Raw genomic sequence first — 11,856 nt, forward strand, 5'->3', positions numbered from 1 at the left:
TGGAGATGAGCATAGGCATGGCGAACATCAGCAAATTTCTGGGTATGCTGCCTTCGGTTAAGTCTTTACCGTGTTTATGTTCCATAGTTTCCCTTAATAATTTAATCGATATAATATTATATCGTATGTTTAAACTCTTAACGAGGAAGAATTCTTTAAACTCACCCCGCCTCTCTCCCCGACCCTCTCTCCGCCAGCGGAGAAAGGGAGACCACCCCTCCGTCCGCTTACTCCGCCCAAGGCGGATTCAGCGCGACACCTCCCCTTTTAAAGGGGAGGAAACCGGAAAATTTTACAAGGTTTTCGCTATGATGCGTTTAGGATCCAGGTATCAGAAGTATAGAGAAGCGGCTAAATACTCTTTCAATTCTTCAAGAATTTTAGTAGTTTGCGGATCGGGGGAGGACTTGATACGGTTATCAAGGTCTTGCTGCCAGTCAACAAAATTTCGTTTGGTAAGAGAAGTAGCTCCGTCCAGTCGTTGTTTACGAAACTCTTCCCACCTATTTTTGTCTTCGTCGGATAAAATTTCGGGATAATTTCTGGCTATCATGCGCCAGAGCATGGTAGGCAGACGGGGGTCTTCAAATTCACTGTTCAGGCTCAGCCATCTATCCGGGCTGTTTTCATGTATAAATTGAAACAAAGTCCTGTCCTGATCGCTGAAAAACCCACCGGAATAAATCTGCAGTTCCGGGTCCGAATCTTCGGTTTTATAGTCCGGCTTTATGCTGTAAATACTCTTCAACTTTTCGCTGATTTCAGCCATGTTCTCCATGATTTTATTAAATTTGTCCAGACAGGACTGCTTATCCAGGCTCAATCTGGCCCAATCAGCATCGGTGAGCACGGATATGGGAGCCACAATGGGGGATTTGTTGGTGTAAATTCCTTTGATGCGTACCCGGTCCTCGAACTCGGGTTCATCTTTGGAAATAAAAATCAGCTTTTTGAGCTCTTCAGAAGGCAGGCTAATGAGGCTGTCCGGGCTGTAGCGCAGATCAAAGCAAAGAATATAATTGCTGTTCTTGGGGTCCACGATCAGCGGGCACATAACCGAAGTACAGCCGCAATCTGTGGCCAGCATGCGGGACGTGTGCACAAAGGGTTCTTTGGAAAAAACTTTAATTAATTTGTTTATACTGGTTTTATCATGGTTATTCAGAAAATAATTAAATAATTTGGGCTGTTTTTCTCTGATGAGTCCGGCCAGGCTGATAACGGCGTGAACATCGCTTAGCGCGTCATGGGACCGGGTGTGTTCAATATTATTGGCCGCGGTAAGGTCTTGCAATCTGAATGAGGGTTTGTCTTCGCCATTGTTGGGCCAGTTAATGCCGTCCGGCCGCAGATCGTGGGTGGCGCGTACCACATCGATCAGGTCCCAGCGGGAATTGCCGTCCGCGTACTCCCGAACATATGGGTCTAAAAGGTTGTGGTAAAAAGCGTTGCGAATAAACTCATCATCAAAGCGAATATTGTTGTAGCCCAGAATACAGGTATCGGGCCTGCAAAATTCCTCATAAATTTTTTGGACAAACTCGTATTCCACCAGCCCGTCCTGCAGTGTTTTTTGCGGGGTAATACGGGATATAAGACAGGCTTCGATATCCGGCAGGTAGTCGGGTGGAATTTTGCAGTAAAGCACAATCGGGTCTTCCAGGGGATTAAATTCTTTATCCGTACGCAGAGCCGCGAACTGGGCGATACGGTCCGCGCGGGGGTCGGTACCGAAGGTTTCGAGATCATAGAAAAGATATGAGTTAGTCACTACCTCTGATTATCTAATAGAAAAGAAAGGAATTCAATGTGTCATTATAACTCACCCCCGGCCCCTCTCTTGAAAAGAGAGGGGGGAAGCGACTCTCTCCGGCACCTCCCTTCGACATTGCTCAGGACAAGCGTGCCACCTCTCTCCACCAGCGGAGAAAAGGAGGGAAGAAGGAAGAAGGACGATAGAAAAGTCATACTTCAAAATTCATTTCCACTTTTTGAATGGCGCAAAAAGTGGAGAAAAACGCCTTTTGCGCTGATCTGCGGTGTCGTTCAGCCGTAATATTCATTTCGCTGACGCTTCGAACTCAGCCTCAGGCTGATCTCGCTGCCTCGCCATCCAGGCTCGGCCTCGCTACATTCGCAAACGTCTGAATCACCACCTCCGATATGCGCGGGGAAAAAGTAAGATGTTAGGGGTAAGTGTTAGGTGATATGTCATACTGAGCTTGACGAAGTATGACGTCTGACAGCTAGGAGATAGGAAATATAAAGGCAAATTTTATTTTTTGAAAAAGCAATTAATTATTTTACTAAAATAACTGATTAATAAACTCGGCACATGTTAGTAGTGAACTAATGCTACTAGTATCCATATTTGATCCATGCGCTAATTTATTTCTAAGTGCAGGGATAACAGTAATTAAGGTCTCTACATAAGGTACTTTTTTTTTATCTCTTATTTTTGCTATGGAAAATCCTTCATCTTTAATCCATCCCTTTTCAACTGCTTCTCTAATCATATTTTTTAAAGGTGCCTTTTTCCCTTTTTTTGATATCAATGCATAATCTAAAGCTATTAATCCAAGCAACAGTGCTGTTCCCATAAAAGGATTATAAAACCAGGAATAAATTGCCAAATGTTTAGCTTGTAAAAAATGATCCTTAATATGCTCCGGGACTTTATTATGTAGCTGTATTCTATCAACTTCCTCATATATTTCATTAAGTGTCAATTTTCTTGCTTTACCCATAGAATTAGTTATTACAAAATATATGTTCCTTTTATCTGGTTCTGTTATTTCATTTAAGGGTTTTAAGTCAGACATTTTATTAAAAAAATTCTTTTATCAATTCATAAGTTTTTCGTGCCCAGCTTTTTATTTCTTCAACCTGTTCCTCGGTAGTCAGACAATAATAGCGTTTCTGTTCAAAATAAAAATAGTCATAATAATTATTAATCGCCATTGTAAAATTCTCTTTGAGTCCTTTATCAACTACGAATTGCTTCAATTTCTCATTATATAGCTCAAAAGCTATTCTTTCCGGATGATCATAGTATATTCCTATCCAGCCGACCGCTTCCTTGTTGTTTTTCAGTAAATGAAACCCTAAACAATAGCTTGCGCTTTGAGATTTATAAGACCCAATCTTTATTTCCGCGATTACTTTATTTAGTTGCCCCATCAGATTAACCAGCGCTCTAACCCCATTTTCAAATTCGTACCCGACTTTCCCTACAACCATTTGTCTCACCTCCATTAGTTTCTTAAACTGTTCTATTAAAAATGCTTCTATTTTGTCCTCCGATCTGTATATTTTTAAAATTTCGTACACTTTCTGCCAGCTTAAACTTTTATTACATCCTTTCAGGTCGGTCACAAAATTTTTTGAGAGCAGTACTATATATTTTTCTTTTTCTACCTTTATATCCGAGTACTTTTCCAATTGGTTAATTGTTGAAGTTTCACTGTTATCTTCAATGGAATACATGTTTATCTGGGCGTTCACCTTGACTTCAACTAATATATATTTATCAGGGAATTCAATAGTAATATCAGGCCTGGCAATATCTCCGCGTTTTGTCTTAAATGAAGTCTGTGAACTTATTAAACAAGAGCTGAGCTCAAGATCATTAATGTTTGCGCCAAGCAAGTTTATAAACCGTTTGCTTAAATCAGTCCCGTTGTCCAAGCTATACTTTATCATGTAAACCAGAGCCTCTGTTATGAAATTTTCTTCCGGGTCTATATCTTTGCCGGGTGTGTATTTACATAGGTTTACGAATAATGTGTTTGTCATAACATTGATCTTTTTAAATTTTTTTACCTTCCAGCCTTTTTCTGGCAATTTCCAGTTCCTCAACGGTAAATAAGGTTTTATATTTATCTTTTAACACCAACGCCTCAACGGTCAAATCCTGTCGGCCAGCCATGTATAGAGTAGTAAAGCCGTCGCTGACATATTTCGTGTCATACAAAAGTTTTTTAGCGGTTTCTATGCCGCCATACTTAGATAACATTTGCAGATATCTGGTTGCGTTATACCCAACTTCCGCTTTGGCGCGGATATATATTTGACGCATATCAAAGTTAAATATATTTTCTAATTCATCCAAAGGATTAATCATAATAATCAGCCCCTTTCACAAGTTATCGGCTTTTCTAAATCATTTTTTCTTTTCTTGGATATAGCTTCCTGTTGTTTTTTTATTTGTGCAACAAACTTCCTCAATGCTTCAATATCTGAGGCTATTTCTGTTGGATCTGGCCTATTTGCATCCAAAGCAGTGGACTTATCGTGTCCAGTCATCCATTTAGAACATTTGGACATATTATGATAGATAGTCTCCACCATAAAATCAGTCACCTCTACCCCAAGAAGTCTTATTGTTTGTACTTCCCCGCTGTATCGAGAGATTGTATTGTTAAGAAGATGCTCTTCAACAGCGGCTTCCCAAGACTCCCTAAGCAGACAATAAAGATAAGCCGCGTGTTTATTATATTGAATTCTATCCGTATTAAATTGTCCTTTAAAACTTGCTAATTGTTTGTTCATTTTATCAATTCTTTCTGTGACTTTTGAAGCATGCCAAGGTAATCCATCTCGATTGATACCAGGTTGCTCTTCTTTATAAACGGTTACAGATGTAAATGGTACTTTGTAGAGAATAGACTTTGACCATAGTAATGATAGGAAAGCTATATCATGTGTAAAAAGTATTACTTGTCGTTTCGCAGATTCAAAAGCCAATCGATCCGCTATTTTTTCTCTGTATAAGTGATCAAGGGAGCTCACGGGATCATCAAAAACGATGGGGTTAGATCTTCCTGATACTCCTATCTCGGCAAGAAAACTTCCTATTGCTACAACACGTTGTTCTCCTTCGCTAAGAACTTCTGTAAGTTTTATTGATTTTTGAACGATCTTACCTTTAAGTTCCAATTTATGCATAGTCTCTCCTTTAGAGCCAATTGTCTGAATATTAACTGGTAGATGTCTTAGTCCTAGTAATTTTAGCTCTTCTTGGATTGCAAGCAACAACGCAGGTGTTAAGTTGGAAGCAATTAATGATTTAGCCTTACTAGTTATTCCTCTTGTGTCGATTTTTGCTGAACACAAATCTATTTGATTATTCCTTTTAAGTGAATGAATATGAAAAAAAATTTTATCTCGATTAAAACTCAATGCTCTTTGCGACACCAGCTCATCTTGATTCTTCTGCAATTTTATTATTTCCTCAGGCTTTGCATCCTTCATTAAGGTACTAATTTCTATTTCTATTGCAGATATTGTTTCTGGTATTATTTTCGATATCTCGGCTAACTCTATTTCACCCAAAGATGGCTCTTTTTTTTTACAAAAATTTATCATTTTTGCTACAAATTCATTTATAGATATTAAAACAGGAGTGACATCCAACTGCTTTCTAATTTTTACTTCACTTGTAACATCGTTAAAATCAGAATAATTGATTGGTAATGAACTTAACTGGCTAATCGTTTGTATGAGTTTGTCATTCTGGGTTTTATACTCCTGCTTTACTCTTTGATCCATAAAAGCATGAAAACGCTTAAACCGTTCTTTAGCCTCAGGTGATAATGGTTGCATACACAAAACACATCTGCTTTGCTCTTCTATATTTGGGAATTGAGCTGATGGATACGCTATCTTTAATGAATAATCTTTTGCAGTATTATATAACAATTGCCACTCACTTGTTCCACCTCCAGAAACAGGTTCCTGTTTAAACATCTCAATACTTACGAGATGCATAGCTTGTTCAGCCGCATTAAGCTTCTTAAGTGTTTCGTTTATTGAAGCCACTCCATCCACAGACAATATTTGTGAGATATTCTGGATTTTTTGTAACAACATTTGGCAACGCTGTTTGATATTATTTAACCTAATTTGTTTATACTGGATGCCAACAGGATCAATATTTGTTAGCCTTTGCGAGATGCTAGAGAGACTTAGTTCATGCTTGTCGCTCCATGTGGTCATCCTCTTAATGTCCTCATCTGTAGTCTGATGGTTTATCTTACTGAGCCACTGACCTGAGGTGGTTAAAGGTTTTACATCAGCGATGTTTAAGCTATTCAAGTTTTCTTTATCAGCTAGAAGTCTCTTTTTTATTTCTTCAAGAACTTGTACTAATTGTTCAAATATTTCTGCTCCATATGGTAAATATACAGCTCCATTTTTTTCATCTAGGATTATACGTGCGCATCGAGAATCAAACATATGTATTAATGAAAGTTCCGTATCTTTGTTCCCATCATCTGTCCAGGAAATACAGGTTTCGCTCTGTTTCTCTTTCCCTAAAACAAAGGTGGCAGATGCTGGCTCAAGGTCCTCAGCACTAAAAATATTAGGTTGAATTAGTTCATCATAATCTCTAGCATTGCAGGCTCTTTTAAAAATACGTGCATAACCAGATTTGCCTGCAGCGTTTTCTCCATATACAACTGTTAGACCTTTATGTCCAAATTTTATTTCTGAGTTTAGCGGTAATGCATTTACCTTCTTGATATTTGAAATAGCTTTAAGAAAAATACTCTGCTGTATTTCCTGCACCCTAGGTACAATTTGTTTATCAACAGGTCTTGTAGGTCTAATCAGTTTCGATTTATCCAACAATCCATCTTCTATTTTTACTATTGTTAAAATTTCTTCAAAATCAGAGGGAGAGAAAGACCCGGTTGTCAAAAGAGTTCTTACAATATCACTTTGCCAAGGCGGAAGTTCCTGTGATGCCCATTTTTTAATTTCATTAATTAACATATTATCCTCACTCTTTTAAACGCAATGCATTATTAGTTACTTATAATTCGACAAAATTTGTTCTCCACAATTTAACAAATAATCATATGAAATGATTTGAATATGATTTAAATTGCAATTGAGCATTCGTAACGCTTCGAATTGGGTTTTGTCAAAATTAGTTGTTCGACCAGCAATAATTTTGATTCTCGGCCTAATGATCTTAACATTATGTTCTTTTTCTAAAATGAGTTTATACTCGTCAAGTTTTTGCATATAAAATAAACACTGTCCGATAACTTTTGCTAAATCAGAAGATGGATAATAGCATTTGTGTGAATTATCAAGCTGGAAAATTTTGTATTTTGGTCTTTTAAGTTCAATTAAATCCATGAAACCATCCAGTGATTCCATTAATAAATCAGCTTCGCTAAATATCGCAATCTTGCGAGCATCATGTTTTTTTGAATACTCAACACCAAATATCCATAGATTTTTTTCTATCCAGTTTTGAAATATTTTCTCAGGCTGACTGGCTATATACTCTTGAAGACTTTGACGCTTATTAATTTCATCAACGATATTCCCATTTTCTTCTAATTCCAAAAGTAATTTCAAATTATCCAACTGAATTCTCCATTTCACGATTCTTTGTGCTGCAACTATGTTATCAATTCCTATTTCTTCAGCTGCATCTAGTTTACTAACGAGTTTCTGTAAGGTGCTCCTGTCTAAAGCACTAAACAGCTCAAGTTTTGAATGAATATGTTTTTCTATTTCTATAAAACTTCCAGACGAACTTATAGAGCTGTCTTTTATAATCGATATTGCGTTTAATTGATTGTAAAGGCTTCTAATTTGATTTATTTCTAACTCCTCAGAAAACACGGGTTCTGCAGTATCATTTTTGAACGCATATACGGACATTTTCAGATCATTAGCACGAACAACACTATCCTTAATCCCCGAGAAGTTAATCTTTAAAGTAAGTTTGTCATTTGAGAATATAATTCTGTCATATTGAATACTCATGTTAGACCTTCGCAATAACGTTCTTATAACCTTCCCATTCAGGATTGTATTGTCGATTGCCTTCTTTATCTTTATAAAATGGCTCAAATCTTTCTTCACTTTCTAATATTTTTACATTTGCCAAATCTTCAATATTGAACATTCTAAAAGCAGGAAATGGACTTTCGGTTTCTGAATCTGATACACCTTTTCTTTGTACAATATGAACTTTTGTGGTTTGTACTTGTGTAGTTTTCGAAGTGAAAATAAAGACTGCATGGGGGTCTCCAAATCGTTCGCCTTTTACCTTACCTTCCTTATTGTATTCATACACTACAGGTCTTCTTTCATTAATAGCTTTAGTTAATATTTCTAAAGTATTCATATTTGTTCCTCCTCCTTATTTTCGTAAACTTTTCCTTACTCCCAGCTCCTTTCCACAATACTCCCGCGCTTATCATCTTTTCTGATTTTTAAATAGACATCCATGTCCTGCTGCATATCCTCAACGTGAGAAATAACCCCAACAACCCGATTCTCTTTGTGCAGAGACTTCAGTGAGTCAAAAACTACCCGCAAAGATTCCTTATCCAGCGAGCCGAATCCTTCGTCCATGAAAAAGAAGTTTTGGTCGATCCCGGCCAGGTGGTTCACCTGGTCAGCCAGGGCCAGAGCCAACGAAAAAGCTGCCTGAAATGTCTGACCGCCGGACAGTGTTTTTACACTACGGATATGGCCGTCATTTAATAGATCACGAACAATAAACTCATTAGATTCATTGATCTCCAATCTCATTTGCTGTCTGGTCAATTTATGAAACCGCTCATTTGCTGCATGGCACAGGTTCTGCAAATACTGCGTGGAGATATAATTCACAAATCCGCTTCCCTTAAAAAGTTTTTTCAGCGTGTCCAAATTCTCAGCGCGTCGATGCTTCTGCTGAAGCTCACCCAGCAGAATTGCCTGACGTTTCATTTCATCCTTAAGACGGATAATGGTCTGGCCTAATGAGCCCTTTTGCTCTGTTAACTGTGCTACCAACTGGTTCAACTCAGTCAGTTGCGTTTTAAGTATCTGGTGCTGCTCGGGGTCATAAGTTTTCCCCTTCAGTTGATTTTTAAGCATATCTCGTTCAGCTTTGCGTGATTGATGTTCTGCCTTGAAACTTTCAATCTCCTTGCGAACTGCTTCGATATTCAGTTCCCAGTTCAATATTTCTTTTACCTCGTCCAGGGTTTTGAAAAGGTGCTTGCTGGTTCTGTCCTGCAATTCCTTCTCCAGTTTTATCATTTCTTGCTTCGCCTTCTGTGCCTGGTCCTGTTTTTCCTTTAGCTGTCCTTTTAATCCGCTCAACGAAGTGGTCAGCTCCGTACCCTGCAGAGTACAGGTTTCATATTCTTTATCAACGGAAATCATCTTGGCAGTCAGTTCTTCCATTTCTTTAGTTAAAATCTTTACTGTCTGTTCTGTATAGTTCTCTTCTTTGAGTTGTTGAAGTTGTTTGAGCAGAGTATCTTTTTTGCTGATCAATCCCGTGTTTTCATTTTTCAACTCATCAGCTTGTTTTTTAAGCTGTTCTATCGCTTGTAACACTTCCTCGATATCTGTCTTTAATTTATCTAATGCTTTTTCCTTGTTTCGGATATCATTCGTTATTTCGGAAGCTTTTTTCAGGTCTTCCTCCACGTTTTTTTCATTCTCTATTGTATATCCCTGCCAAATAAAACCTTCTTTGTGTGCGTTGATCTGGCCTGATAAAGATATTGAAACTTTGTCATGTTCCATTTGAGCGTTGAAAGCATCACTGAAAAAGCCGTAAAGTTTATTCAATTCCACAGAAGTTTTATTTATTACATCGATCTTTTTCAACAAATCTTGTTTGGCTTGCAATAATGTTTTTTTTGCTTCGGTTACATCACTGACTTTCAGAATGTGCGGATGATCTGGCGACCCGCACAAGGGGCAGGCAACACCCGCTTTAAGTTGTTTTACATATTCGACCAACTTTTCATTACCGCTATGTGCCTGGATTTGGCCATCCAGCTTTTCTATTTCTTTACTGATTTCCTGTACCCGTTCTCCCAGTATGTCGGATATCTGTCTAATCTTCAGCGATTTCTCGTCAGTACTTAAAACCGTATTCATTAACGGCGTGTCAATAAGCTGGTCCTTTTTCTGCTGAAGCTCCTCAATGCTTTTTTTGCTTTTGTCTCTTTCTGCGATAGCTTTTTGATGATCCGTCTGTAAATGTTTATAAACCGTAAACCATTGCTGAATTTTACTTAGAACCGCGATATCAGGTTGTTCGGTTTTTATTTTTTTTAAGGTTTTCCCGTCAGCAGTATATTTATCTTGCAGATTCTTTAATGCCTTATCCTGATCACGCAGACTGGTTTGCAGTTTTTCGTATTTTAAATTGTTTTTTGAAAGTGTGTCCTGCAGCTCCCGAATCTCGATCAATCTTTTAAAATCAGTAACCTGTTCTCTGTATAAGTCCCGTTTTTTATAATCAGGCTCGATCTCAGTAAGACGAGCTTTCACTTCCCCCAATTGTTTCTCCTGCGCTTTATGCTTTTCATCAAGCCCATGTACTACTTGCTCATTGTCAGTTTGAGCTTGCAGATTTTCGCTATGCTGCTTCAGGATATCGCGGAAATTCTGAACGCAGACTTCATACTGGCGTAGTTGTTTTTCTTTCTTTTCAAAATCTGGTTTCCGGGCTTCTATATCTATAAGTTTTTTCTCTATTTCCTCAATCTTTTTGAATTGGTCATCAAGAGTTTTGAGAGCAATTTCCTGCTGTGTTAATTCCTTCTGTTTTTTCAGTTGGGTATTTAGATTGTTTCCAAGTTCGGTCAGCTGGTTTTCAAATATTTTGATCTTTTCAGGATCAGCATCTTCACTGAGCTGCAGCATCTGCCCTTTAATGTTTTCTATGTCCAGGTTATTCTGTACGTCCTTGGCAATAACCTTACCGGACAGATCAAAACGATGCAGATTAAAGAGTTCCATAAGCATCTGCGTACGTTCGGAAGCTCCCAGCTGAATAAATTCCTGGAACTTTCCCTGGGGGATAATTATAGTACGGCGAAAGTTATCATAAGATAGTTCCAGGATGGACTCTGCTGTTTTGTCTTCAAGCGCCAGCCACCCGGCATTTTTTTTCTTATATATAATTCGTTCAAAGGATTTAACGTCATCAAAACGTTTTTTATTTCTTTTAGTGGTAACAGTTGCTTTGTATTCATCCAGATGTTTCTCTCCGGCACGAAAAATAAATTCAATATAGAATTCGTCAGACTTGAGGTTAAGCATATTGTAGGTCTGTCCATCCTTCTTATTCAGCCTTTCTATTTGTCCGTACAAAGCAAACATAATGGCTTCCAGAATAGTTGACTTACCGCTGCCGACCGCTCCGAAAATTCCGAACAAGTGAGCTTTCAACAGTGGAGCAAAATCTATGGTCTGCCTTTCCTGGTAGGAATACATGCCCTGAATGGTCAGGCTTACAGGGATCATTCCGATTCCTCTACAGCCAGAACCTCAGTGAACAAGGCTAGCAGTTCCTCGTTCGGCAGTTGATCGCCATGCCGATACTTGAAGTAGTCCACGAAGAGTTCTTTCATGTTTTTTGACAAATCAATGGTGGCTGAAATCGATTCTATCCCGGCTGTACCTGTAATTTCTGGTATAAGCGAAATAATACCCTGATGCACTTCATATAATCTTGATTTATCGATTGCTGTAATATAGGTATCGGACTCAATAGTTAATTCAACCAGGTCTCCGGTATGCTCCAGCAACCATGAAACTGCCATATCTATATTGTTGAACCTTTGTCGCAACAGACGGCGACCTTTAGTTAATTTTATTCTTGATACAGATGCTTTTTCACCCGAATTTATATCAGTGATATAAACGTACTTGTCCTGGTCTGCTTCACTGAAACTGTAAGCCAATGGGCTACCACTATAGACAACAGGGCATGGCAAATCGCTTATTGTCATTGGACGATGAAGATGACCGGCAGCTGTGTATTGGATTTGTTTTGGGATCATATCTGAATAGATAGCCTGAGCACCAAGATCG

The 11,856-nt window shown here is 38.3% G+C and carries 9 protein-coding genes; all 9 read right to left on the reverse strand.

Annotated elements, in window-relative coordinates; translation table 11 throughout:
* Window positions 1-331: 331 nt before the first annotated feature.
* A complete protein-coding gene (gene sbcB, locus PHV30_10450) occupies window positions 332-1,771 on the reverse strand; it encodes an exodeoxyribonuclease I (GenBank protein MDD5457432.1) in 1,440 nt (479 codons plus the stop codon).
* A gap of 535 nt (window positions 1,772-2,306) precedes the next feature.
* The gene (locus tag PHV30_10455; protein ID MDD5457433.1) at window positions 2,307-2,822 is read right to left on the reverse strand and encodes a hypothetical protein; all 516 of its coding nucleotides are present in this window, start codon (window positions 2,820-2,822) and stop codon (window positions 2,307-2,309) included.
* 4 nt (window positions 2,823-2,826) lie between these two features.
* Complete coding sequence (locus PHV30_10460; GenBank protein MDD5457434.1) at window positions 2,827-3,795, reverse strand: hypothetical protein; 969 nt, start codon at window positions 3,793-3,795, stop codon at window positions 2,827-2,829.
* 13 nt (window positions 3,796-3,808) lie between these two features.
* Window positions 3,809-4,123, reverse strand: a complete 315-nt coding sequence (locus PHV30_10465) for a hypothetical protein (GenBank protein MDD5457435.1) — start codon at window positions 4,121-4,123, stop codon at window positions 3,809-3,811.
* A gap of 5 nt (window positions 4,124-4,128) precedes the next feature.
* A complete protein-coding gene (locus PHV30_10470) occupies window positions 4,129-6,777 on the reverse strand; it encodes a hypothetical protein (GenBank protein MDD5457436.1) in 2,649 nt (882 codons plus the stop codon).
* A gap of 36 nt (window positions 6,778-6,813) precedes the next feature.
* On the reverse strand, window positions 6,814-7,788 hold the full coding sequence (locus tag PHV30_10475; GenBank protein ID MDD5457437.1) for a DUF4263 domain-containing protein: 975 nt from the start codon (window positions 7,786-7,788) through the stop codon (window positions 6,814-6,816).
* Window position 7,789: 1 nt separating this feature from the next.
* Window positions 7,790-8,152: a hypothetical protein gene (locus PHV30_10480; GenBank protein MDD5457438.1), complete on the reverse strand. Its 363-nt coding sequence runs from the start codon at window positions 8,150-8,152 to the stop codon at window positions 7,790-7,792.
* A 35-nt stretch (window positions 8,153-8,187) separates the two neighbouring features.
* Window positions 8,188-11,286 (reverse strand): SMC family ATPase, encoded by a 3,099-nt coding sequence (locus tag PHV30_10485; protein ID MDD5457439.1) that lies wholly within the window; start codon window positions 11,284-11,286, stop codon window positions 8,188-8,190.
* On the reverse strand, window positions 11,283-11,856 hold a 574-nt coding region (locus PHV30_10490; GenBank protein MDD5457440.1), incomplete at its 5' end, for an exonuclease sbcCD subunit D. The genes PHV30_10485 and PHV30_10490, both read right to left, overlap by 4 nt.

The sequence above is a fragment of the Candidatus Margulisiibacteriota bacterium genome (assembly GCA_028715625.1).
In the GTDB taxonomy this organism is placed as follows: domain Bacteria; phylum Margulisbacteria; class Riflemargulisbacteria; order GWF2-35-9; family GWF2-35-9; genus JAQURL01.

Excerpts from the sequence above, each read along its gene's own strand:
- PHV30_10455 (MDD5457433.1), bottom strand. The coding sequence starts at position 2,822 with ATGTCTGACTTAAAACCCTTAAATGAAATAACAGAACCAGATAAAAGG.
- PHV30_10460 (MDD5457434.1), bottom strand. The coding sequence starts at position 3,795 with ATGACAAACACATTATTCGTAAACCTATGTAAATACACACCCGGCAAA.
- PHV30_10465 (MDD5457435.1), bottom strand. The coding sequence starts at position 4,123 with ATGATTAATCCTTTGGATGAATTAGAAAATATATTTAACTTTGATATG.
- PHV30_10470 (MDD5457436.1), bottom strand. The coding sequence starts at position 6,777 with ATGTTAATTAATGAAATTAAAAAATGGGCATCACAGGAACTTCCGCCT.
- PHV30_10475 (MDD5457437.1), bottom strand. The coding sequence starts at position 7,788 with ATGAGTATTCAATATGACAGAATTATATTCTCAAATGACAAACTTACT.
- PHV30_10480 (MDD5457438.1), bottom strand. The coding sequence starts at position 8,152 with ATGAATACTTTAGAAATATTAACTAAAGCTATTAATGAAAGAAGACCT.
- PHV30_10485 (MDD5457439.1), bottom strand. The coding sequence starts at position 11,286 with ATGATCCCTGTAAGCCTGACCATTCAGGGCATGTATTCCTACCAGGAA.